At 30.7% G+C, this 25,495-nt stretch carries 20 protein-coding genes and 1 pseudogene; 7 read left to right on the top strand and 14 right to left on the bottom strand.

The genetic code is table 11. The features are described from left to right. Nucleotides 1–184: 184 nt before the first annotated feature. The 4 genes and pseudogenes from mdh to asnB (EAG11_RS01830) all read right to left on the bottom strand — a co-directional run bounded on the left by mdh (nucleotide 185) and on the right by asnB (EAG11_RS01830) (nucleotide 6,888). Nucleotides 185–1,120: a malate dehydrogenase gene (gene mdh / locus EAG11_RS01845; RefSeq protein ID WP_129537624.1), complete on the bottom strand. Its 936-nt coding sequence runs from the start codon at nucleotides 1,118–1,120 to the stop codon at nucleotides 185–187. Between the two features lie 122 nt (nucleotides 1,121–1,242). Further along, a pseudogene (gene gyrB, locus EAG11_RS01840) lies at nucleotides 1,243–3,182 on the bottom strand (DNA topoisomerase (ATP-hydrolyzing) subunit B). Nucleotides 3,183–3,440: 258 nt separating this feature from the next. After that, nucleotides 3,441–5,057 carry an asparagine synthase B gene (gene asnB, locus EAG11_RS01835; RefSeq protein WP_129537623.1) on the bottom strand — a complete coding sequence of 539 codons (1,617 nt, stop codon included), beginning with the start codon at nucleotides 5,055–5,057 and terminating at the stop codon, nucleotides 3,441–3,443. Nucleotides 5,058–5,211: 154 nt separating this feature from the next. Beyond that, nucleotides 5,212–6,888: an asparagine synthase B gene (asnB, locus tag EAG11_RS01830; protein WP_129537622.1), complete on the bottom strand. Its 1,677-nt coding sequence runs from the start codon at nucleotides 6,886–6,888 to the stop codon at nucleotides 5,212–5,214. Nucleotides 6,889–7,354: 466 nt separating this feature from the next. Between asnB (EAG11_RS01830) and EAG11_RS01825 the strand changes: the two genes are divergently transcribed. From EAG11_RS01825 to EAG11_RS01815, 3 genes are read left to right on the top strand one after another with little or no spacing between them, the layout of a single operon-like run. Beyond that, nucleotides 7,355–7,783 carry an SRPBCC family protein gene (locus tag EAG11_RS01825; protein ID WP_129537621.1) on the top strand — a complete coding sequence of 143 codons (429 nt, stop codon included), beginning with the start codon at nucleotides 7,355–7,357 and terminating at the stop codon, nucleotides 7,781–7,783. Beyond that, on the top strand, nucleotides 7,758–8,219 hold the full coding sequence (locus EAG11_RS01820) for an EVE domain-containing protein (protein WP_129537620.1): 462 nt from the start codon (nucleotides 7,758–7,760) through the stop codon (nucleotides 8,217–8,219). Before EAG11_RS01825 ends, EAG11_RS01820 begins: the two co-directional genes overlap by 26 nt. 12 nt (nucleotides 8,220–8,231) lie before the next feature. Then, nucleotides 8,232–8,690: a MarR family winged helix-turn-helix transcriptional regulator gene (locus EAG11_RS01815; RefSeq protein ID WP_129537619.1), complete on the top strand. Its 459-nt coding sequence runs from the start codon at nucleotides 8,232–8,234 to the stop codon at nucleotides 8,688–8,690. Between the two features lie 34 nt (nucleotides 8,691–8,724). Here EAG11_RS01815 and EAG11_RS01810 read toward each other — a convergent pair whose 3' ends face one another. The 3 genes from EAG11_RS01810 to EAG11_RS01800 form a co-directional block, all read right to left on the bottom strand. Beyond that, nucleotides 8,725–9,174: a hypothetical protein gene (locus EAG11_RS01810; protein WP_129537618.1), complete on the bottom strand. Its 450-nt coding sequence runs from the start codon at nucleotides 9,172–9,174 to the stop codon at nucleotides 8,725–8,727. A 201-nt stretch (nucleotides 9,175–9,375) separates the two neighbouring features. After that, nucleotides 9,376–11,148, bottom strand: a complete 1,773-nt coding sequence (locus tag EAG11_RS01805; RefSeq protein WP_129537617.1) for a TonB-dependent receptor — start codon at nucleotides 11,146–11,148, stop codon at nucleotides 9,376–9,378. A gap of 88 nt (nucleotides 11,149–11,236) precedes the next feature. Further along, nucleotides 11,237–14,251: a tetratricopeptide repeat protein gene (locus EAG11_RS01800; RefSeq protein ID WP_129537616.1), complete on the bottom strand. Its 3,015-nt coding sequence runs from the start codon at nucleotides 14,249–14,251 to the stop codon at nucleotides 11,237–11,239. Between the two features lie 237 nt (nucleotides 14,252–14,488). Here EAG11_RS01800 and EAG11_RS01795 point away from each other — a divergent pair, with 237 nt between their 5' ends. After that, a complete protein-coding gene (locus EAG11_RS01795; RefSeq protein WP_129537615.1) occupies nucleotides 14,489–15,172 on the top strand; it encodes a cell division ATP-binding protein FtsE in 684 nt (227 codons plus the stop codon). A 12-nt stretch (nucleotides 15,173–15,184) separates the two neighbouring features. On the opposite strand, the gene EAG11_RS01790 is transcribed toward EAG11_RS01795, so the two are convergent. Further along, on the bottom strand, nucleotides 15,185–16,018 hold the full coding sequence (locus tag EAG11_RS01790) for a class I SAM-dependent methyltransferase (RefSeq protein ID WP_164998644.1): 834 nt from the start codon (nucleotides 16,016–16,018) through the stop codon (nucleotides 15,185–15,187). A gap of 107 nt (nucleotides 16,019–16,125) precedes the next feature. Between EAG11_RS01790 and EAG11_RS01785 the strand changes: the two genes are divergently transcribed. Beyond that, nucleotides 16,126–17,949, top strand: a complete 1,824-nt coding sequence (locus tag EAG11_RS01785; protein WP_129537613.1) for a glycosyltransferase — start codon at nucleotides 16,126–16,128, stop codon at nucleotides 17,947–17,949. Here the strand turns inward: EAG11_RS01785 and EAG11_RS01780 are convergent. Further along, a complete protein-coding gene (locus EAG11_RS01780; protein ID WP_129537612.1) occupies nucleotides 17,927–18,349 on the bottom strand; it encodes an FdtA/QdtA family cupin domain-containing protein in 423 nt (140 codons plus the stop codon). The two genes, EAG11_RS01785 and EAG11_RS01780, sit on opposite strands and share 23 nt — an antisense overlap. After that, nucleotides 18,336–19,166 carry a glycosyltransferase family A protein gene (locus EAG11_RS01775; RefSeq protein WP_164998643.1) on the bottom strand — a complete coding sequence of 277 codons (831 nt, stop codon included), beginning with the start codon at nucleotides 19,164–19,166 and terminating at the stop codon, nucleotides 18,336–18,338. Before EAG11_RS01775 ends, EAG11_RS01780 begins: the two co-directional genes overlap by 14 nt. A 285-nt stretch (nucleotides 19,167–19,451) precedes the next feature. Between EAG11_RS01775 and EAG11_RS21610 the strand changes: the two genes are divergently transcribed. Then, the gene (locus tag EAG11_RS21610; RefSeq protein ID WP_164998642.1) at nucleotides 19,452–19,616 is read left to right on the top strand and encodes a hypothetical protein; all 165 of its coding nucleotides are present in this window, start codon (nucleotides 19,452–19,454) and stop codon (nucleotides 19,614–19,616) included. Between the two features lie 223 nt (nucleotides 19,617–19,839). After that, nucleotides 19,840–20,589, top strand: a complete 750-nt coding sequence (locus EAG11_RS01770; RefSeq protein WP_164998641.1) for a glycosyltransferase — start codon at nucleotides 19,840–19,842, stop codon at nucleotides 20,587–20,589. A gap of 2 nt (nucleotides 20,590–20,591) precedes the next feature. Here EAG11_RS01770 and EAG11_RS01765 read toward each other — a convergent pair whose 3' ends face one another. The 4 genes from EAG11_RS01765 to EAG11_RS01750 are packed head-to-tail and all read right to left on the bottom strand — an operon-like array spanning nucleotide 20,592 to nucleotide 25,486. After that, nucleotides 20,592–22,052: a lipopolysaccharide biosynthesis protein gene (locus EAG11_RS01765; RefSeq protein ID WP_129537610.1), complete on the bottom strand. Its 1,461-nt coding sequence runs from the start codon at nucleotides 22,050–22,052 to the stop codon at nucleotides 20,592–20,594. Nucleotides 22,053–22,067: 15 nt separating this feature from the next. Then, complete coding sequence (locus EAG11_RS01760) at nucleotides 22,068–23,408, bottom strand: CDP-glycerol glycerophosphotransferase family protein (protein WP_129537609.1); 1,341 nt, start codon at nucleotides 23,406–23,408, stop codon at nucleotides 22,068–22,070. Further along, on the bottom strand, nucleotides 23,409–24,512 hold the full coding sequence (locus tag EAG11_RS01755) for a DegT/DnrJ/EryC1/StrS aminotransferase family protein (RefSeq protein ID WP_129537608.1): 1,104 nt from the start codon (nucleotides 24,510–24,512) through the stop codon (nucleotides 23,409–23,411). It lies immediately after the preceding gene. Further along, nucleotides 24,509–25,486, bottom strand: a complete 978-nt coding sequence (locus EAG11_RS01750; protein WP_129537607.1) for a GNAT family N-acetyltransferase — start codon at nucleotides 25,484–25,486, stop codon at nucleotides 24,509–24,511. Before EAG11_RS01750 ends, EAG11_RS01755 begins: the two co-directional genes overlap by 4 nt. Nucleotides 25,487–25,495: the final 9 nt, after the last annotated feature.

Raw genomic sequence — 25,495 nt, 5'->3', positions numbered from 1 at the left:
TTAAATCATACAATATCAAGCCGTTGAGCAAGTTTTCATATTTAGAATGACGAAATCATAAATTGCATCATTTTTTTAAACCGAGCAAATATATAATTAACGAAAAGATTAACCAATTTATTTATTAATTAATCTCAAAAAAAAGACTGCAAAAGTGCAGTCTTCTCCTATTTACTCGTAAATCTTATACTAAAATCGACTTTAAAGCGTCATTCATTCCTCTAACTGCATCTGCGCTTTTAGCAAATAATGCTTTTTCTTGGTCATTCAATTTGATGTCTAAGATTTCCTCAACACCGTTTTTACCAATAATACATGGCACACCAATACAAATATCATTTTGCCCGTATTCGCCTTCAACAAAAACAGAACATGCTATCATTTTCTTTTGATCATTTAAAATACTGTCAACCAAATACGCTACTGAAGCTCCTGGTGCGTACCAAGCAGATGTACCTAAAAGCCCAGTAAGTGTAGCTCCTCCTACCATAGTATCAGCTGCTACTTTTTGCAAAACTTCTTCTGAAAGAAATTCTGTTACAGGAATACCATTATACGAAGCTAAACGTGTCAATGGAATCATAGTTGTATCTCCATGACCTCCAATTACCATAGCCGAAATGTCATTAGCTGGTTTATCTAATGCCAAAGACAAATAGGTTCTAAAACGAGAACTATCAAGTGCTCCTCCCATACCAATTATTCTGTTTTTTGGTAATCCAGTAGATTTCAACGCTAAGTAAGTCATTGTATCCATCGGATTAGAAACCACTACAATTATTGTATTTGGCGAATGCTTCAATACATTTTCAGCAACTGTTTTCACAATTCCAGCATTGATTCCAATTAATTCTTCGCGAGTCATTCCTGGTTTTCTAGGAATTCCAGATGTAATTACCACTACATCACTACCAGCTGTTTTAGAATAATCATTTGTTACCCCAGTTACTTTGGTATTAAAACCAGTATTTGTAGCACATTGCATAATATCTAAAGCTTTACCTTCAGCAAAACCTTCTTTGATATCCAATAATACTACTTCGCTTGCAATTCCTCTATAAGAAATAACGTCAGCACAAGTGGCTCCAACGTTTCCTGCTCCTACAATGGTAACTTTCATATTTTAAAAATTTATTCGGTTATTAGTTAATTTTTTATTGGATTAATTGCTTATTACAATCAATTTACTTAACAGCTAATATAAGCAACAGTCAACTAAACAAATATAACAATTAAACTTTTTTAAGCATCAATTTTAGCATAAACTGCATTCTTCTCAATAAATTCTCTACGTGGCGGAACCTCATCCCCCATTAACATAGAGAAAACTCTATCTGCTTCTGCTAAACTATCAATATTTACTTGACGCAAAGTTCTGAAATTTGGATCCATTGTAGTTTCCCACAATTGCTCAGCATTCATCTCCCCAAGACCTTTATAACGTTGAATTCCTGCGCTTCCACCCATTCTTTCATTAGCTTGATCACGTTGAACATCATTCCAAGCATATTCTTTTTATTTCCTTTTTTAACCAAATATAAAGGTGGAGCAGCTATATACACGTGTCCTTCCTCTATTAGCTCTTTCATAAAACGGAAGAAGAATGTTAATATTAATGTAGAAATGTGGCTACCATCGACATCGGCATCACACATAATAATTACTTTATGGTAACGAAGTTTATCTAAGTTTAATGCTTTACTATCTTCAGCAGTTCCAACTGTTACTCCTAAAGCTGTAAAAATATTACGAATCTCTTCGTTTTCGAATACTTTATGGTGCATTGCTTTTTCAACATTCAAAATCTTACCACGTAATGGTAAAATTGCCTGAAATGCACGATCACGTCCTTGTTTTGCAGTTCCACCCGCCGAATCTCCCTCGACAAGATATACTTCGCAACGTGCAGGATCTTGCTCTGAACAATCAGATAATTTACCTGGCAATCCGCCTCCACCCATTACGGTTTTACGTTGTACCATTTCACGTGCTTTCTTAGCAGCGTGACGTGCCTGAGCAGCAAGAATTACTTTTTGAACAATAATTCTAGCATCATTTGGATTTTCTTCCAAATAATTCTCAATCATCTCACTCACTGCCTGACTCACTGGCGAAACAACTTCTCTATTTCCTAGTTTAGTTTTTGTTTGCCCTTCAAATTGTGGCTCAGATACTTTTACAGAGATAATTGCGGTAAGTCCCTCACGGAAGTCATCTCCTGAAATATCGAATTTTAATTTATCCAACATTCCTGAAGCATCTGCATATTTCTTTAACGATCTGGTTAATCCAGTTCTAAAACCTTGCAGGTGTGTACCTCCTTCGTGTGTATTAATATTATTTACATAAGAAAAAATATTCTCCGTATAACTTGTATTATAAATCAAAGCTACTTCTACAGGAATTTCTCCTTTATCATGATCCATAGAGATAACGTGCGAGATAATCGGCTCACGGTTTCCGTCTAGGTAACGAATGTATTCTTTTAATCCTTCATCAGAATGAAAAACTTCACTTTTAAATTCTCCTTTTTCATCAACCTCTCTTTTATCTGTAAATGTGATTGTTATCCCTTTATTCAAATAAGATAACTCACGCATACGAGCCGACAAAGTGTCGTAAGAGAACTCTGTTGTCTGTGTAAAAATAGTATTATCTGGGTAAAATGTCTGACGTGTACCTCTTTTATCTGTTTCACCAATTTGCTTAACAGGATACAATGCTTTACCTCTTTCGTATTCTTGCTCGTAAACCTTACCATCTTTAAAAACGGTTGACCTCATGTGAACCGATAGTGCATTTACTACCGAAACCCCAACTCCGTGCAAACCTCCAGAAACCTTATACGAGTCTTTATCAAATTTACCTCCAGCACCAATTTTGGTCATTACAACCTCTAATGCTGAAACTCCTTCTTTTTTATGTAAATCTACTGGGATACCACGACCATTATCTTCTACAGTTACTGATCCATCTTCGTTTATTGCTACACTAATAGTATCACAATATCCTCCCATGGCCTCATCGATAGAGTTATCCACAACTTCATAAACCAAATGATGCAGTCCTCGAACACCCACATCTCCAATATACATCGATGGACGCATTCTTACATGCTCCATTCCTTCTAATGCCTGAATACTATCTGCTGAATAATTGTTCTTCTTGATTTCTTCGCTCATATAATTTATTCTAAAAAATGTAATATTTGTCTAACACGCAAATATATAAAAACGCAAATTATATATCCGTTAAAATACCATCTAAAGCATTTAAGTTATCAACATATTACTAAAAAAACCCGTTTTTTATAGTATAAAAAACAAAATCTCCAACTATTATAAATAACAAAATTCCAAAACGAACATTTTAAATGCTGTTTTGAAATTTTGCTAATTGACTTACTTAATTATTTCTAACTCAAAATGAAACTCATTTTATTAAACTACAACTCCCGATTTAGAAATTTCTGTATCTGCTTTTACGTGAGCTGCATTTGCTCTTCCGCTTGGATCTTGGTTTTCTTGCCATTTTGGAATCCATTTCCTAACGGTTTGCGCAGCGCTAACCTGTGGATAGTATTTATGAAATATTGATCTGTAAAAATAAGCTTCTTTTGTAGTAGGCGAGTTATATGGAAACTCTGTTGTTGCTCCAGCTAATTGCTCATCAGTAACATTCGAAGAACAATATTCAATTAACTCATCAATCCAATTATAACCTACTCCGTCTGAGAACTGCTCTTTTTGCCTCCACAACACTTCATCTGGTAAATAAGGATCTTCTGGAGTACCAAATGCTTTCCTTAATATATATTTTTCACTTCCTTCGTGTGTTTTAGGCTGTTTTTCTTCTGGTTTAATACGAACTGCCACATCCAAGAAAGCTTTGTCTAAAAACGGTACTCTTGCTTCTAATCCGTGAGCCATTGTTGACTTATCTGCTCTTAATAAATCGGCAGTAAATAATTTCTGAACTCTTTCGATAGTTTCTTTTTGAAATTCTTCGGCAGAAGGAGCATTTCTAAAGTACAAATAGCCTCCAAAAATCTCATCTGCACCTTCTCCCGAAAGCACTACTTTTATTCCTAAATCCGCAATTGCCTTAGACAAGAAATACATTGGTGTACTTGCACGAACAGATGTTACATCATAAGTCTCTAAATGCCAAATTAATCTATCAAGAACTTCAATTCCTTGCTCTATTGTAAAATGTATTTCATGATGCTCTGTTCCTAAGAAATCTGCTACCTTTTTAGCTGCTTTTACATCTGGCGCATCTCCATCTAAACCAATTGAAAACGAATGTAATTTCTCTCCTCGTTCTGCTAATAATCTTGCTGCGATTGCCGATGTTAAAGACGAATCCAATCCCCCTGAAAGTAACACTCCAATTGGCACATCACTCATCAAACGCTTACGAGTTGCCTCAGTCAAAGTTTCTCGAATTAATTCCAAATTTAAGTTTTGATCAGCCTTTAAATAATCTTCATATTCAGGTTGATAATATTTTACAAAACCAGTTTTTGGTGTGTAATAATGTCCTGGAGGAAATGTTGAAAATGACTTGCATTGATCAGCAATAGGCTTCATTTCTGACGAAAAATAAATTCTTCCTCTTTCATCCAAACCATAATACAGCGGTTTTACTCCCAACGGATCTCTTCCTGCAATAAAATCATCTCCATCAATTACAACAAAAGCCCAATCCCCATCGAGCATATTACAAAAATCATAACCAAACTCCTCGTACAAATGAACGATTACTTCTGAATCTGATTTTGTTCTAAAAGTATGTGCTTTCAAAATTCCATCACGTAATTCTTGATGATTATATATTTCGCCATTATGAATCATCCAAGCAGAAGATGTTCCTTGAATAGGTTGTTTTCCCGAATGTAGATCTATAATCGACAAACGTTCATGACTCATAATATGCCCCTTTTCCATTATATGCAAATCACTTTCATCTGGACCACGATGTGACATTCTTTTCGAAAGTTCTTTTACAAGTTGCGGGTCTTTTCCTTTTCCAATAATGGCTAATATTCCACACATAACTATATCTTTTTAATAGTTTAAAAAATTTGCTGTAACAAATATGGCTAAAAATTCTCTTTTAACCACTAAATTATCAGTTTTTACTTAAAAAAAACAAAGAAAACGTTCCCAAAAAATTGAGAGCGTTTTCCTTGATATAATTTTATTTCTTTTATGCTTTAACATATGCATCATCATGAACACTTGCAACTGCTCTTCCAGAAGGGTCATTCATGTTTTTGAAAGCTTCATCCCACTCCAAAGCAATTTTTGTACTACAAGCTACACTTGCTTCCTGAGGCACACATAAGGCAGCTGCATCACTTGGAAAATGTTCTGTAAAAATAGAACGATAGTAATACTCTTCTTTAGAAGTTGGTGTCTGTAAAGGGAATTTATATTTTGCATTCGCTAATTGCTCATCCGAAACTTCTTTTGCCACTACTTCTTTCAAAGTATCAATCCAACTATATCCCACTCCATCAGAAAACTGTTCTTTTTGTCTCCAAGCAACACTTTCTGGCAACATATCTTCAAAAGCCTTACGAACTACCCATTTCTCCATAGGATGCTCTTTATTGATCATTTTATCTTGTGGGTTGATACGCATAGCTACATCCATAAATTCTTTATCCAAGAATGGCACACGCCCTTCAATTCCCCAAGCGGCTAAACTTTTGTTTGCACGTAAACAATCATACATATGTAATTTACTTAACTTACGAACGTTTTCTTCGTGAAATTCTTTTGCATTTGGTGCTTTGTGAAAGTATAAATACCCTCCAAATAACTCATCAGCTCCTTCACCAGACAACACCATTTTAATTCCCATTGACTTAATAACTCTTGCCATTAACCACATTGGAGTTGATGCTCTAACTGTAGTTACATCATAAGTTTCTAAGTTATAAATCACATCTCGAACCGCATCTAAACCTTCTTGAATCGTGAATTTAATCTCGTGGTGAATTGTTCCTATATGTTTTGCTACTATTTGAGCTGCAGCTAAATCTGGCGAACCTTCTAATCCTACTGAGAAAGAATGTAATTGCGGGTACCAAGCATCTGTTGTATCATCAGACTCTATGCGTTTTTGAGCATATTTTTTGGCTACAGCCGATGTTATAGAAGAATCTAAACCTCCTGAAAGTAGAACTCCGTAAGGTACATCACTCATTAATTGTCTGTGAACTGCTGCTTCTAATGCTTTTTTAATTTCAGGAATGCTTGTTTCATTATCTTTTACAGCATCATACTCCATCCAATCTCTTTTGTACCATTGTACAAATTCACCTTCTTTACTTGTCATATAATGCCCTGGAGGAAACAACTGTATTTTTGTACAATACCCTTCTAAAGCTTTCAATTCTGAAGCTACATAAAAAGTTCCATCCTGATCCCACCCAATATACAACGGAATAATCCCCATATGATCACGAGCGATAAAATACTCGTCTTTTTCCACATCATATATTGCAAATCCGAAAATACCATTCATTTCATCTAAAAAATGAGGTCCTTTTTCTTTATAAAGTGCTAAGATAACTTCGCAATCACTTTCTGTTTGAAAGTGATATTTTCCTTCAAATTGTTTACGTAACTCTCTGTGGTTATATATTTCACCATTTGCAGCCAGAACTAATTTCTTATCTTCTGTAAACAAAGGCTGTTTTCCTGAAGCCGGATCTACAATTGCCAAACGCTCATGTGATAAGATTGCTTTATCATTGCTATAAATACCGCTCCAATCTGGTCCGCGGTGGCGAATGATTTTAGACATTTCTAATACTTGAGGTCTTAAGGTTTCGGCTTTTTGTTTTAGATCAAAGGCACATACTATTCCACACATAACTATATATTTTTATATTTTTATTTATTTTGATAAGGCAAATATGCGATAACAGTTACAAATACAAAACACATATAGCTATTTTAGTTTCATTCTGTAACCATATAGTTGTTTTTACATCTAAAATGTAAAATTTTAACACTGAAGAAAGCCTCAAACTTGAAGATTTCAATTTTTAAGCTAATCAAAGTGCTGAAATGCAAATTTTAAAAGAAATCTTGGAATTAAAATCTATAATAACTAGACAAACATTATTAGATTCTAAAGAGTAAATACTATAAAGAGCTAAGAATCTATTTTTAACAGAAAAAAATCGAAACATAAATAAACACCACTATTTCAAACACTTAAATACTTTCAAAAAAAAAAAAAAAAAAAAAAACATCCCTATTTTATATCAAAATTATTTACATTATAATAAGTACGCTTACTATATTTGCACTTACAAAATAAAACAAGAAAATTTATGTGGACAAAATCTTATTCTGTAATTACAACAGAAATAACTAAGGAACAAATATGGAAATTAACAACAGACATTAATAATTGGAAAAAATGGGATGATACTGTTGAACATTCCGAGCTTATAGGAGAGTTTAAAGTTGGAAACTATTTTATTCTTAAACCAAAAGGAGGCCCAAGAATAAAAATTAAACTGATTGAGATTTTAGAAAATAAAAAATTCACAGATTTAACCACTTTCCCGTTTGCTAAAATGTATGGAGAACATACTTATGAAGAGACTGAAGAAGGTCTGAAAATTTGTGTTACAATGACTGTTAAAGGGATTTTATCTTTTTTATGGGTAAAATTAGTTGCCAAAGAAATTGTTAATCATTTACCGACTGATATTGAAAATCAAATTAAAAATGCAAAAAAAATTAACAATGAGTAAATACTGGATTGCTGCTATTTCAAAAGAGCATACAGAATTGGCTATAAAAGGCAATTTTATTCAGGTTTGTCATGGAAAAAAAGCACCTCTAAAAAGAATGACAAAAGATGATTACATTATAGTATACTCTTCTAAAATAACAATGAAAGAAAATAAAAAGTGCCAAATGTTTACCGCACTAGGAAAAGTAATTGATGATCATACGTATTCCTTTGAAATGACAGAAGAGTTTAAGCCTTTCAGAAGAAATATTGAATTCATGAAATGCAATCAAATTTCGATAATTCCAATGATTGAAAATCTTGAATTTATCTCAGACAAAAAATACTGGGGTTATCCATTCCGATACGGTTTCTTTGAAATCAATGAAAATGATTTTAACTTTATAACTTCAAAAATGATTTGTGATAAAAATGATACAACAAATTCAAAATAAAAAAACTTAAAAATGAGTAAATCAACAGACAATACTTTTAGTGTAGAAAAACCAGAAGAAAGTTCTGGTTTTTTGTTGTGGCAAGTAACTAATCTTTGGCAACGCGAAATCAAAAAAGCTTTAGAACAATACAATATTACTCATTCTCAATTTGTGCTTATGACAAGTATACATTGGCTTACACTTCATAAACAAGAAGTAACTCAAATTATATTGTCATCTCATACTAAAATAGATCCAATGACGACTTCTACTGTATTAAGAACATTACAACAAAAAAATCTTATTACCAGACAAGAACACATTACAGATACCAGAGCTAAAATTGTTGTACTAACTGAAATAGGAAGAGAAATTACAAAAAAAGCAATTGTGACTGTAGAAGCTTTTGACAAAAAATTCTTTTCTATTTTAGGCATAAATACTAAAAGCTTAAATCAGAATCTAATCACATTATTAAAACAAAAATAGTCTAAATATTATTTAGGAGTAATAGGCCTTTTTATTACAAAACACTCTCAATCGTATAATGCGTTTTGTTAATCTCAAATTTAAAACCAACTTTATTTCCCATCAAATGAGCACCTAGTGGAGATTGAGGCGACAATGCAATAACATTAACTCCATCAATTGTTATTTTTGGTAAAGCTACACTCAAGTACAAATAAATACCGTTTGCCTGAACTAAACTTCCAATAATAATAGTTGAAGAAACAAAATCAGCATCTATTCTATCCAGAATTGCTTTTTGAGCAATCGCTTCTTTTAATTTATTAGTTAGTTTTTCTTGTTCAATATGCATCATTGACAAAGCTGTTTCATGCTTATCTCCTGCTGAGCCTTTAGCATCATTTTTAGAATCTTCAGTTAATGCCGAAATCATGTCTTTAAAAACATCTATTCGATCCTGAACCATTTGTAAATAATAAGTATGTATTTTTTGTTTGAAAGTCATTTTTTTAAAGTACTAAGTTTCTTAGACACTGAGATACTAAGTTTTTTTTCTAACAACAAAGTATATCAGGCTCACGCAAAGATCGCAAATTAATATATTTAAAAAAACTTAGCCTTGTATTCAGGAATAAAATAAATTCATTCCTGAATACAAGGCTAAAACATTTGCAAAACTTGCGTAAATCTTTGCGGTTAAGTCTTCTTAAAAATCAAATTTATAGTTTGCCCCAGCCATAATCTGAAAACCTTGAACTGGGTAATTTAACCATCTTTGGTAAGCCTGATTGGTAATATTATTTGCTTTTAAATAGAAAGTCAATCTTTCGCTGTATTTATACCCTACATGCGCATTTAAATCGAAATAGCTTTTTAATGTAATCGGACTTGCATCTATTCCTAAGCTAGTATTTACCTGCTCGTCTTTTCTTTCTCCTACATAAAATAAATTAAAACCTGCATACCATTGTTTAGTAACATTAAAATCTAAACTTGTACTTAATTTCATTGTTGGCAAATTCCAAGCTTCACTTTGGTAATCATTACTATAACTATTAAAAGTTCCGTTGATTCCGAAAGAAACATTCTCTGAAAAATCGGCTTTTAACTCTCCATAAAAACGCATTGTTGTCATATCATCATACACTACTTGAAAAGAGTTTCCAAAAGCATAATTCTCATTAGCTATATCTTCTGTATAATTATTGCTTTTAAACAATGCTTTATTTCTTTCGTTTACATATGACCCCTGAACTTTATAACTTACATTATTTGCTAATTTTCCTTTTAAACCCGCAAAAACATCAAACTGTTTATCTGTTGGATTAATATTTAATGTTGGAGATAAAAATGGGTTTTGATCCACAAAGTCCATATAAGTATTTTGCTCTAAATTCCCTTCCGCTCCAGCGTAAAAAATCATTAAATCACCAACTACCTTATACGAAGCAGTCACATTTGGATACACTAAAATTTTACTATTACTATTTTCATTATCTAAACTATAAAATAATTTAGCTCCTAAATTCAGCGTCCAATCATCTTGTTGCATTACAAAACTCGGTGATAATCCAAAATTTGTAAAACCGTATTTTATAGGCTGTAAATTTGTTTTCTCGTAATTATTCTCAAAACTTCCACCTACATAATCTACAATTACATCTGTATTAATAGATTGATCCATTATCTCTACTTTAAAAGACGGCTTTATGTAAAATCTATTTTCAGAAGATTTCAAACCATCCGAAAAGTGACTATATTTCATACTTGCTTTAGTAAAAATCCCATCACTGAAATCAATATTCCCTCCAAGATTAATTCCATTATACGAATGCTTTGGACTTATACTACTAAGCAGCATTCCACGATCCTGCGGAGTTAAAGTTGAACCAAAATCGACTGGCAGCCCATACCAATTATAAATCTGATTTTGATATCCTAAATCAATACTCCAGGACATATCTCTATTTTTTACTCCATAGATCACATCTAATGAAGTATCATAAAATTTGTCATTAAGATCTATTCCTTTTATTCCTCCTTGTGATGATTGATGCTTAAACATTCCTGCTACATAATCATTGTTTCCTAATTCCTGCGCAACAAATAATTCAGCATTTAAATTACCATAATTTCCAACTCCTGCAGTTGCATAATTAGTAAATAAATGCTCTTTTTTAGCCTTATCTACTCCTTGAGCATTTCCTTTTGAAGGCGTAAAAGTCGATGCTACTGGAAAAGAAAAAATAGTATATTTAATCGTTTCTTTAGGAGCATTCCCATCATCATTTAAAGAAGGGATTTCTTTTACCTTAAAAGCATCTGAGATTGTAGGCAAATATGCTTTTACCACATTTACTTCTTCGGTTCCAATTGTTTCTTCTTTCTTTTTTGTTTCATCCTTTTTTTGTGCCAAAGTCAACTGTGAACTTAGCAGTAAAAGAAAAGCGATATGTTTATTTTGGAAATTGATTTTCATATTTTATTTTTTGAGAAAATAGAGAAAAGAGGATAGAAAATAGATTTCAATATCTATTCTCTTTATTCTATATTCTTTGTTCTATTTTCTACTTTGTAATCGATGAATTGGTTTTAGATTCTTCTGCTTTAATAGCACTTAATTCTTTTTCAGCTTCAGAAACCACATCTGGATAAGCTGTAAAATTCTGAATTACATTTTCTAGAATATAAGTCGCTTGATAACTATCTTTTAGTCCATAGAAATTTTTCGCCATTAGCACCAATCCTTTTGCTCCAAAATATTTAAATGATGAATAGTTTTTGGCTAATTTTTGTATTGCAGTATTTGAAGCATCATACTTATTTTCTTTATTTTTAAAATAAGCATCATAATACAATGATTCTGCTGCCAACTCTCCTTTTGATGTTGTAGCCAATTTTGCATAAGCTGTTTTAGCCTTATCTTCATCACCAGATTTAATTGCTGCTCTTGCTACAATAATTTGAGCATCACTTTTTACATTTTCATCTGTTTTAGGGTTTTGCAATACTTTTTCTGCATATACAACCGAGTTACTATAATCATTTTTATCATAATAACATTTCATCAGATTCGCTTGTGCAAATGTTTTATTTTGAAAAGAATCTCCTTCGTTTTCTATACGAGATAAAACAGGAATTGCTCTGTCACAATCTTTAGCTTTTAAGAATATCTGAGCCAATCGCATTAAAGATTGCTCTGTATATTCACTACGAGGCTGCTCGATTATATATTGGTAATTAGGAATCGATTTAGTTTCTGAGCCTTCTGCTGTATATGCTTGCGCTAATTTAAAATTCGCTTCCAGTGCATGGATTCCTTTTGGAAATTTACTCACATAGCTACTCAAACCTACAATCGCTTGTTTAGTATTATTTTGATCATATTGTTTTATAGCCCCTTCAAAAGTATCGTTATCCAAGTCGGCATCTGTAACTGCTACAAAATCCAGCGTACGTACCCAAGTTGCATATTCATCTACTTTTCCGTTATCTACATAAATTAATCTCGCTGTAGAAACTGCTTCAAGAGCCTCTGGAGTTCTAGGAAAATCAGCTGCTACTTTTTTAAATTTCGTCAAAGCCAATTGATCTCTATCTGAGTTATAATAAATTAGTCCTTCACGTAAAATAGACTTTGCTGTGAAAGCTCCGTTTTTAAACTCAGCAACCAATTGATCATACATTTTAATTGCCTGCTCTTGTTTTTTCACTGCAGCATATGTATTTGCCAACTCAAACATAGCATCATCACGATATTCTGATTTTTTATACATCTGAAGAAACCCATTAAGCTCTTCGATTTTTTTGTCGTTTTTATTCATAAAACCATAACAAATGGCTTTTTGAAAATAAGCATAATCAGCATCAACTCCTTTAAAACTCATCACTTTTGTATAAGCTTCCAGTGCCAATGCATACTTAGAGGTTACAAATCTACAATCAGCTAATCTTAAGTAAGAATCATGTAGTCTTGAAGTATCCTCTTTTGAATTATCAATTTGAGCTTGAAATGAATTGGCTGCATTATCATATTCTTTTAATTTAAAATACGTATAAGCAATATTATAATTAACATTTTTAAACTCCGGAGTTGCTTTGGCAGCTGCCAAACCTGCAAATTGTTTATAACTGATTAAAGCATTTTTAAAATCATCATTCAGATACTCTGTTTCTCCTTTCCAAAAAGTAGCACGAGCTGTAAACTCAGGGCTTTTTTGTTCATTAAGAGATTTCACAAACATCTTAGAAGCTTCTTGATAATTATTATCATTATACAATTCTAAACCTCTGTAAAAAAGCACTTTTTGATAAGCTAATCTATTCTCTGGAGATCTATTTTTTTCTAATAAGCTTAAAGCTTCACTGTAATTTTTAGACGAAATATAAGAATCTATCAATAACTTCTCTACTTCAGATTTACTAGAATTATTTGGGTATTTCTTCAAAAAATCAAGCAATACTACTGGTACATTTTGGTATGAATTCCCAATTTCGTAACTCAGCTTAGCGTAATTTAAACTCGCATCTTCTTGAATTGCTTTATCATAATCCATTTCGGCAGCATTCTTAAATGCATTTAAAGCTTGTTGCTTTTTATCAGTATTTAAATAACTCTGACCTAAATGATAATATGCATTTTGTGCTACAAAATCTTTTCCTTCAATAATTTTATTGAATTGTGAGATAGCATTTTCGTAATCTTTTTGCTGATAGTAAGCATATCCTAATTGGTAAAAATCAGTATTATTCCATTTCCCCTTTTTACCTTTATATTGTACTAAAAACGGAATTGCCTTATCATATGCTTTTAAATTAAAATAGCTCTCTCCAATAATCTTATTCAATTCTGACTTTTCGATTTCATTTGATTTCGGCATTGCTTTTTGTCCTAAATCAATTGCTTTTTGGAAATTCCCTAATTTAAAATTCATATCAGCCTGATAATACGAAAGCTTTTCTTTGTATTTCTCTTCTCCTGAAACCTCATCAAAATATTTGGTTGCTTCTTTATAATCATCGCCTTCATAAGCCATAAATCCTAAATAATACTTGGCTTGAGAACCATATTCAGGAGAATTCACCACCTTATTAAAATAAGTTGTTGCTTCTTTTTTCTTTTTAGAATTAAAGTAACTGTATCCTTTCTGGAAGTTAAATTTATCTAAATCGCTCTTGCTCATATAGCTTTCATCTACACGATCAAACCACTGCAATGCTTTTGGATAATTTGCCTGGTCGAAAAAATAATGAGCTACTTCAATGTAAGCTTGATTTTGTTTGGTGCTTATTGGGTAATCCTCAACAAAACGCTCCATAAGCTCATCAGCATTTGGCTGATTGGTTCTTATGGCGCAATTAGCAATATAATAAGTACAATCTGCCTTTACTTCTTCTCTCGCATCTTTTTCTTTTACTTTTTCGAAAATAATCTGAGCCGATGCATATTGTTTGTCATTATATAAAGAAACTGCTTTGTCAAAATCCTTTAAATCATAGGTATAAATAGCCGACTTTTGTGCCGAAACCTTAATCGATAAAAGGAAAACTAGTATAAAAATTAACCGTGAAAGTTTGTGCATTGTGATTTTAATTTAATTTTCAAATGTATCATTTTCTACTGGGTATAACGAATTGGTTTTAGTATTTATTATAAACAAAACCACAACTATCATCATTTAACACTCTTATAAAAGCCAACATCCACACACTTATAGCCTTAAATAATGGTATATAAAGGACTATTTCTTTAAATGAGGAAATTTTATTTTGAATACAGCCGTTAACTTATTACTTTTACCATTCAAATTAATTTTATCATGTCACAAATCGTACTGTCTCTTAAAGATGTAGCTATTTATCAAGAAGGAAAAAATATTTTATCTCATGTAAATTTAGAAGTAAAACATGGAGAGTTTATTTATATCATCGGAAAAACAGGTTCTGGAAAAAGTAGTTTCATGAAAACTTTATATGGCGACTTACCATTAACAGAAGGTGAAGGTCATATTGTTGACTTTGATTTGGCTACCCTAAAAGAAAATGATATTCCGTATTTGAGACGTAAAATTGGGATTGTATTTCAAGATTTTAAATTACTTCCGGACAGAACTGTACAAGATAACATGCTTTTTGTACTTAAAGCAACGGGATGGGTTGATAAAGAAGGAATGGAACGTAAAATCGATGAAGTTCTTGATAAAGTTGGCATGAAAGAATTTACTCAAAAAATGCCTCATCAACTTTCTGGTGGAGAGCAACAACGTGTTGCAATTGCGAGAGCTTTACTAAACGATCCTGAATTTATTCTTGCTGATGAGCCTACAGGAAACCTAGATCCTCAAACAAGTTCAGAAGTTCTTGAAGTTTTAAGAAGCATCAATGCACTTGGAAAAACCATTATCATGGCAACACACGATTATGCATTATTAATGAAATTCCCTTCAAAAACATTAAAATGTGAAGATGCCAGAATTTTTGAAGTAGTTCAGAGAACGGTGTAATACACTTTTAAATTATTTTTCAAAAACTAAGATATCTTGAAAATCTAATAGGGACTTATCTCCTCTTTTAGACCAAGTTCCGTATATTTTATTCTCAATTTTTAATTTACTTAGCCCTGCCATTTTATATAAATACTTTTCATTAAAAGCGATATTAGCTGATGGTACTTTTTCATTCATCAATCTATATCCTTCATTTTTATATGGAAAAATATAAGTTCCGTTATTGTTTGAAATCATACTCTCATTAATTTCATCATAAACAAAAAATGTAGCTAAACATCTTCCACCAGGCTTTAATACTCTATAAATTTCATTAAGATAATTTTGAATCTCTAATGGTTGCATATGTGTGAAAACTGAAAATAAAAACACAGTATCAAAAGAATTATCAAGATAAGGAAACGTAAAGTTTTCAGCTTTTTGATTTGTTAAGCTATACAAATCATTGTTTAAAGGAATATGCTGAAAATTGAAATTAGGAAAATTTATCGTTATATTATTTTTACACCAATTAATACCTTTCTTAACCAAATCAAATCCCTCGTAGCTACTATCAGCTAATAAATAGTTAGTAAGTGGAACTGCAACTCTACCAATACCACATCCAACATCCAGAACCGAATGATTTGGTTTTAGCTTTGCATACTCTATTAGAAGCTTAAGATGGTGTTTCCCTTGCTCTACGAAGTCTCCCGAGCCAATAAAAATATCTCCTTTATTTGGAACCATTTTCTTTTTACGTCCACTTAATGAATTGAACAGATCAAAAGGAGAGTAATATATTTTTCGTGCAACAAGTCTTGATTTTGGAGAAATAAAATAATAAACAGATCTTAAATTCATTTTCAGTGTTTTACTTTTATATAAACTTGATATCATTTTTATTAACAAAGAGATTTTTTTAATAAAAAGTATTTTCTTTACAAATATATTTTAAAAAACGACAATTAATGCTTTCCATTCTTATTCCAGTATATAATTACAATATTTGTCCTCTTGTCAAGGAGTTACATAGGCAATGTTTAGAATCTGAAATCGAATTTGAGATTATTTGTCAGGATGATGGATCAAATTCTGAATTAAATAAAGATAATGAAAAAATAAATTTACTAGAAAATTGTTTCTTCATCTCATTATCGAAAAACATTGGATTAAGTTCTAACAGAAACCTCCTTGCTTCTAAAGCCAAACATTCCTATTTACTTTATATAGATGGTGATTCAATAGTCATTAATAAAAATTATATCCAAAATTATTTAGACAATATTAAAAACTCAAATATAATTCACGGAGGCCGGGTTCACCCTACAATAGTAAATTCCAATAAACAAAAATTACGATGGAAATACGGGAGAACTATCGAAGACAAAACGGTTTCTCAAAGAAATTTAGCGATTTACAAAACACTACTATTCAATAATACTTTGATTAAAAAAGAACATTTTAATCAAATAAAATTTGATTCAAGCTTAACAAAATATGGCCATGAAGATACCTTATTTGCCTATGAAGTTAGTAAATCCAATTTCAGAGTGAAACATATTGATAACGCTATTGAACATGGAGATATAGACGAAAGTAAAATTTTTATTTCTAAAGTAAAAAACAGCCTAAACAATCTTATACTTCTAGATCAACAAAATAAGTTAAACCCTGATTTTGTAAAAATATTAGGCTTTTACTATTCTTTAAAAAAATATAAATTAATCTCTTCTGGAAATTTATTTTTCAAAATTTTTAACAAAGTACTTTTTAATCAATTGTGTTCTCAAAACCCTTCTTTATTTTTATTTAACCTTTACAGAATCAGTTATATTTGTTCAATAAAAATAAGTAATATGGCATTTTTTTCTATTATTATTCCATTATACAACAAAGCTGATTATATTGAAAAGACTTTAAAAAGTGTTTTCGAACAGACCTTTACGGATTATGAAATCATTGTAGTCAATGATGAATCGATAGATGGTAGCGAAATCAAGGTTCTTAACTTAAAAAATCCTCGAATAACTCTATACAATCAAAAGAACCAAGGTGTTTCTGTTGCGAGAAATTTAGGAATCGAAAAATCTAAAGGTAAACTGATTGCTTTCTTAGATGCAGATGATTATTGGTATCCGAATCATCTAGAAGAACTAAACAATTTATATCTTAATTTTCCAGATTGTGGAATGTATTGCTCTCGCTATAAAATTAAAACAACCAAAAAACATTTTCAAATTCCTACTCATAATCAAATAAACAGCTCGTTTAGCGGAATTATAAAAGATTATTTTTCATCAAACATCCCTTTTAGAATTACATGGACTTCTAGTTTAGCAATTCCGAAAGAAATTATAGAAAAATTTGGAGGATTTACACCTGGAATAACAAACGGTCAGGATTTAGAACTCTGGACTAAAATCGGAATTAAACATAGTGTTGCAATTACAAATACAATAACAGCTATTTATAATTTTGACATCCCAAATAGTCTTGCTAAGAATAACGTAGACTCTATGAATTTAATGGATTTTAAGCAGTTTAAAATAGCAGAACAACAAAACTCTTCTCTTAAATCTTTTTTGGATTTATACAGAATTGAATATGGCTTGCGTTATTATATCTACGGCTATACAACTAAAATGAATTCTTATCTAAAAGACGTCGGCAAACAAAACATAAACTTAAAGATTCGTTTTTTATTAAGTCTACCTCCCTTCTCATTACGTTTATTTCTAAAACTAAAAAACTCTTTAAAAAAGATTGGTATTAATTTTTCTGTTTATGAGTAGTATAGCTCATAAATTCCTCAAAATCTCTAATATAATCATCTTCAATATAAACCTCTGAAGCAACTACCAAACAAACTGATCCAGAAGAAAAATTTTGAAGTTCTCTCCAGATTCCAGGTTTAATCAACAAACCTTCAAATGGTTTATTTAAAGTAATATTTTTTGACTCTCTCCCATCATTTAAAACAACATCAAAACTACCGCTTAATGCAACTAAAAATTGTTGCAATTTTTTATGAGCATGCCCTCCTCTTTCTGCCCCACTTGGAACATCATACAGGTAATACACTCTTTTAATATCAAAGGGAACTGTGTCATGTTCTATTACGGAGAGATTTCCTCTTCGCTCTTCTATTTTAGGAATTGAGATAATTTGTATCCTGTTATTATTTATTTCCATACTTCGTCATTTCAAATTTTTCATGCCCTCTTTTTGCACTTTTCAAAGCAGTTTTAATATTTTTTAATCGTATTTTTTTCTGTTTTAGATCAAAAAATAATTTGATAAAAATCCAAAAAATATATTTATTTTTAAATATTCTTGAGAATAGCGCACCTTGAATGTAATACTTATCAGTTATATTTTTCTTTTCTGAAGAAGTTTGACTTTCATGCATTACAATTATTTGCGAATCAAAAACAAGCTGTTGATGTATTTCTTTTAAATCAGATAGAAAAACAGCTTCCTCACCCATTTCAAAAGTTCCTCCTAAACCAAAACTTTCATCAAATCGAATATTAGATGCGTCAACAATCGCTTTATTCAATGTCATTTCTATTGAGCTCACATTGAGTATATCGAAGATATTCAAATTAACTTTAGAACTAGAAGGATATTTTTTTATTAAATCTCTATTTGAATTTATCACTGAAAAAATTATTACAGTCGCTTGAGGAAACTTATTATAAGCATTCATTATTTTAGATGTAAATCCTTCTTGATAAACAATATCATCATCAGCAATAACAAGAATTTTTCCAATAGCATTATCAAGAGCCAAATTTCTGCTTTTGGACAAACCTCTTTCGTTACTATTTATTACCCTAACTGAATCATATTCTGAAACTAAAATCTCAGATTCAGATTGATTAATTATCAATAAATTAAAATTTGAAAAATGCTTAAAAGGAAACATATCCATTAAAAAATCTAATGAATCTCTGTTCTTTGTCGAAATCAAAATTTCAATATCAGTTATAAGATAAATCTCTTTCAAATTATTTTTTCTCTTAAACAAATGTAAATTATTTTTACTTTTAAATGCAAAATACAATGCGCTTAGTTTTTTTAACAAAAAAAGATGTTCAAAACAATGCCTGAAATATCGCTTTTATTGATAAAAACATACCAATAAGTAAAGTTTCAGAAATAGATTAATATGTTATGCTACAAAAATAAATTTTATAATTATCAAAAATCTCAATACTAATAGCAATTTTACAATTATTTAGAATGGCCAAATTGTTTTACATTTACTATTTTCTTTTAAACAATACAATTTATGCGGATTTTACTCATCGGAGAATATAGTCTTTTACATAATTCTTTAAAAAGAGGATTAACAGAACTAGGACACGAAGTTGTTTTAATAGGAAATAGCAATGGATACAGATGCTATCCTGTTGATTATGACTATGAGGCAAAATATCTAAAAAAACAATATTAACTATTCCAAGAAAAATTATATATCGTTTTTTTAAATTTGATTTTGTTAATTTAGAATATGCTATTCGTTTTTATTTATTTCTTCCTAAATTAAAGAATTACGATATTGTACAATTTGTCAATGAAGTATCTATAAAAACATCTAAAAAAATCGAACTTCATTTAATAAAAAAAATAGTGAGATATAATAAGCGCTTTTTTTATTATCATGTGGGTTAGATTATATGACTCTTAAATTTTATATTGAAAACAAAAACTATAAATCCATTTATCAGCCCTCTCTAAAAAGCCCAAAACCTTCAAAAGAATTTAACTGGTTTTATGATTATTTTAAAAAATCACATATCAAAATTCATAAATACATTATGAATAATTTTGATGGATTGATTGCTACTGATTTTGACTATGTAGATGCTACAAAAAACTATCCGATCTTTTCTGGTTTTATCCCCTATCCAATAGTACATACCAAACTAACTTTTAATGAATTAATCATTCAAGATAAAATAATTATTTTTTTAGGCATTAACAAATACAGCTATAGTCAAAAGGGGATATCTTATTTTGAAAAAGCATTAAAAATCATTAAAGAAAAATACCCCGATAAAGTAGAAATTATAATTACCAATACAATCCCATATCCTGTTTATATTGATTTATACAACAAAGCTCATATTCTTCTAGATCAAGCTTATAGCCGAGATCAAGGCTATAATGCACTTGAAGCAATGGCAAAAGGAAAAGTTGTTTTTACAGGAGCAGAAAAAGAATTTATGGAATACTATAATATCTCTGAAAAGGTATGCATAAATGCAATTCCAGATGTTGATTATTTAGTAAATGAATTATCTTTTTTAATTGAAAATCCTGAAGAAATCATTGCGATTGGAAAACGAGCAAGAGCATTTGTAGAAAGAGAACATGATTATCTCAAAATTGCTAAAAAATATCTAGAAGTTTGGAAAAGCAATTAATTCTATTTTGTAAATAATGTCCTTTTTTTAAACTTCAAAAATAACTCCCAAACTTCTTTTAGTTCCTCTAATTTTAGCAACCAACAAATAAATAGATAAGTTACTACTCCAAATATAACTCCAATGAACAGCTGTAAAATTAAATTTTCCATAAAACTAGATATTACAAATACAACAAAAGCCATTCCCATAGTAGCTATAAAAATGGGGAACATATCTTTCAACTGATTTATTGGCCCATATCCATATAACTTCCCTGGTACATATGCATTTATGATAAAAAATATGGCAGATGTAACAACATGACCAATTACAATTGCTTTTACACCTAGTGGAATTGTAATTACCATGGCTAACACCGTCATAGGCAATTTGAATAAATCAACTTTTAAGTATAAATCTGAACGACCAATTGCATTTAACAAATTCAAATTAACACTACTCATTGGAAGAAAAACACGTGCAAAAACGATCCATTGCAAAAGTGGAATTACAGCATTCCATTTTTCTGTAAGCAATAGTATAACAATTGGTTTTGCTAGTAAAGCAATAAGTGTCATAATCGGAATAATCAGAAAAGCCGACATACGAATCATACGTCTGAATATAGAGACTAATTTCTCTTTATCATGTTGTACAGTTGTAAGAATTGGGAATGTAGCTTGTTGTAAAACACTTACAATTGTACCTGCAGATATATCAGCAAAACTCTTGGCTCTCGTGTAATATCCTAATGTAGCAGTTGGATAAAGTTTTCCTAAACAAATATTATACACATTATTTAAAGCTTGGGCATACAAACCAGCCATTAACAGCTTTGAGCCATAACCAAATAATGATTTAAATGATTTTTTTGAAAAAGCAATAGAAGGGGTCCAATTACTTAAAAGCCATAAAGACACAGACGAAGCAAAAGACCCAATGAGCATTTGAATAACCAACGCCCAAACTCCATATCCATTTATAGCTGCTATTACTCCACATAATCCACCAGTAATCATTCCAATTACATTACTTTTTGCTATAGATTTGAAATCGATCGCAATTGTTAGTTTAGTTCGTTGAACTATTGCGAAAGCATTTAAAAACAAAATTAAACCCAAGATTCTTGCCAAATCAGTTAACTGACGTTGCTCAAAAAAAGAAGAAATAAAAGGTGCTGAGAAAAACAGTACTAAATAAAAAAAACTGCTTACAACTAAATTGAATACAAATAAAGTTGAAAAGTCAATCTCTGACCTATCTTGACGCTGAATCAACCCTGTACCTAATCCACTTTCGATAAAAGTTTGTGACAAGGCTATAAAAATAGCTAACATTCCTATTAATCCAAAATCTTCTGGTAGCAAAATTCGAGCAAGTACTATACCTACAATGAATTGACCAAACTGAACAGCAAATTTATCAACTACTGACCAAATGATTCCTTTTATTGCGATTGACTTTAGAGAAGTATTATGCATTTATAAAAATAAATTTTAATTATATTCTAATTCAAAAAGCTCATTTTCGAGATATTTCATAATGTTTTCGGAAGCAGTTGAACTGTTTTTCGGAATTAGAGTATTTTGCACAAAATCATAACGCGTATCTTTCATCCAATCATTCTCATTAAGAACAACATTCTCAATAAAATCAATTACTTGCTTTTTGTTTCTCGACTGATAATGTGCTGCCATCGCTTCATCACCAAAAGTATTCCAATAGCCCATAATTGATTCATCCCGAATCATAAAAAGAGATGGCTTTCCAGTAATAAGATATTCTGCCATAAATGAACCACTATCATGTATTAGTGCATCTGATGTCAAAAAAAGATCAATATAATAACCATCTCCAAACTGACCATTTTCGAGATTTATCCATTTATCGAAGTAATTGTTGGTTTTTTCTTTACCCCAATTTGGGTCATTTTCCAATTTAACTCTTAATAAAGGATGCGGATTGAATGCAATTTGTATTTTATCCTTATAATTAATCGCCAATTCTAAAAAGAAATCATAGTACTCCAGAAAATTAGATACTTTACTTAACTCGTTCATTAAATGATGTGGTGTCCATATAATTCTTTTTAAGGCGGGATTCTTATTTTTCCAAACTTCTTTTGGCCGTTTATTTATCAAAAGCGGGTCGAATCCCGGGTAGCCAGTTAAAATCCTATTTATGGCTTTATTCCTTTGTTTTTCGGACGCCATTTTTTGATGAATATTCGTTTCTGAAAAAATTTTCCAAATTAAATTATGAAAATTCAGATCATAGGTAAACGCATAACTAACCGTCGGAATACTATAAGGCACATAACAGGTTAAAGTTTTTGAAAACTCCTTTATATAATATCTATAATCGACTAAACTTTGATATGGATTGGTAAAAAAAATAATATCTGGTGAAAATGTCTTTTTTATATCTAAATATTCTCCTGTAGTGGTATCATAGGTTCTTACAACATCATATCCTCTATTTTTAAAAGTATTATAAGCTTTATTCATTTCGAAAAGCATATTTTCATTCCCAAAATTTACAACAGGACAAACAAATATTTGAGGTTCAAATCTGGGATGCTGTAACATTAAATCAAATAATACTTCATATTTCCAGACTGATTCGTGCGTCAAAAAGAAAGCTACTCTTATTTTTTCTTTTTTTCTAACAATTTCAAGCGCTTTTCTATGTCTATCAGGTGCTTCTTTAATTAAATACCAATTGTATAAATCCCTTAAATGTGTAAAATTATAAATCTTAATAAACGAAATCCATATTTTTTCTGGTACATATCGTTTAATACTTAATTTAAGTTCATGTCTTTTTGTAAAATCCATTTAATATTGGTTTAAAATATCAACTATATGACTTACTTCTACATCCGTTAAAACAGAACTCATTGGCAAACTCAAAACCTCGCTATGTGTTTTTTCAGTAATCGGAAAAGACAAATCATTCCATTGAGGAAATGCTTTTTGCTTATATGGAGGAACAGGATAATGAATCATTGTTTGAATACCATTCTCTAATAAATATGCCTGCAAATCATTCCTGTTTTGAGTTCGAATAACGAATAAATGAAATACATGATTATTTGAAAAATCCCAAAATGGTAATACTATTTTTTTGTTTTTTATTTCAGCTAAATATCTTTTAGCAATATCTCTTCGTTGCTCATTTTCAGCATCTAAATTTGGTAATTTCACATTCAGAAATGCAGCTTGTAATTCGTCTAATCTCGAATTCACACCCACAAAATCATTATAATATTTTACTTCTGAACCATAATTTCGAAGCGAAAATAAAATCATAGCCAATTCAGCATCATTCGTTGTAATTGCTCCACCATCTCCCAAAGCACCTAAATTTTTTCCTGGATAAAAACTATATGCTTGTGCATTCCTACTTTTGACTTTTGACTTTTTGCTTTTTGCTAATAAAGCACCGTGAGATTGTGCTGCGTCTTCAACAACTAAAAGATTATTTACATCAGCAATTTCATTTATGGCATCCATTTCTGCCAATTGTCCGTATAGATGAACTACTAAAATTGCTTTAGTTTTTGGTGTAATTTCACTTTGGATTAAATCTGGATTAAGATTATACGTTTCTAACTTTGGTTCAACTAAAACAGGAACCAAATCAGCTTGCAGGATTGCTAAAATACTAGCTATATATGTATTTGCAGGTACAATAACTTCATCTCCTCTTTTAAGTTTTCCTAACTGAATATACCCCTTAAAAATCAGGACTAAAGCATCCAAACCATTTCCTACTCCTATACAATATTTTGCATCACAATACGCTGCGAATGATGTCTCAAATGCTTTGACTTCTTTTCCCAAAATATACCAGCCATTATCCAAAACTGCTTCCATTTTTTCCTGAAATGCTTTTTTGTATGGCTCGTTTACTTTTTTCAAATCTAAAAAAGAAATCATAATAAAACATTATTTAATAAACCGTAATTTATTGTTTCTACTTCGTAAAAATCATGGACAATTGTACTCGCCCCAAAGCTTTCTTTCCAATATGATAACCCTTCATTTAGCTTTTTCCCTCGTTCTTCATTAGATATTCCAAAATCAAAAAATTGTTTTTCGCTAAATACTTTCTTTATCAGGAACTCAAACAAAAAATCCAAGCTCCCTAAATTATCCTGATTTTCATTTTTAGAAATATACTGGCAATGTGCTACATTCTTACTTTCAAAAACTGATGTTCCTGCTATTATTTTATCATTCTGATACACATTAAACTGGCGAATATTATCTGGAAAGATTTTTTTTAGTAACTGTATTTCTTCTAAAGTATGAACTGGCTTAGCTTGATGCTTTTTATCCAAATTCGGGATCAGAACTTTGTTCCAAAAGTCTTCAAAATCATCTTCTTCTTTGATAACTAAATCATTAAAAACAGCCTTTTGAATCCCTCTTCTCCTAACTTTTGATATCTTGTTTTCCTGAAATAAATTCAAAACTGACAACGAATCCCGCCGAACCAATTTTGCTTCAGCTAAAAACAAAGCATATTGAATTTCTTCACTAGGTTTTAAATGATAAATTGCTGGCAGCGTCTTCAAATGTAATTTTACAACAGCCATCTCGTTTAAAAAAATTAAAATACTTTTAAAGATTTCAATAACCGAAACCAATTTTATTTTTTCATCATAAACCAAACCTCCATAAGTCAGTCCCTGATGTGAATACACTACATTATTAACTCTATTTGCAGGTAAAACCGAAACTAATTTTTCATTCTCATAAACCAATAAAGAGAAATCTTTAAATCGGTCTTTATGATATTCCATAAAATCACGATGAAACAAAAAAGTAGCATTTTTAGCTTGACTAACAAAGTCATTCCATTTTATGTAATCTGCTTCCTGATATAACTTTACGGTGTAGTTTTTCACTATTTAATA

It is taken from the genome of Flavobacterium sp. 140616W15, assembly GCF_003668995.1.
In the GTDB taxonomy this organism is placed as follows: domain Bacteria; phylum Bacteroidota; class Bacteroidia; order Flavobacteriales; family Flavobacteriaceae; genus Flavobacterium.
Note: the sequence above shows the minus strand (reverse complement) of the source record. Positions and strands in the feature narration are given on the sequence as shown.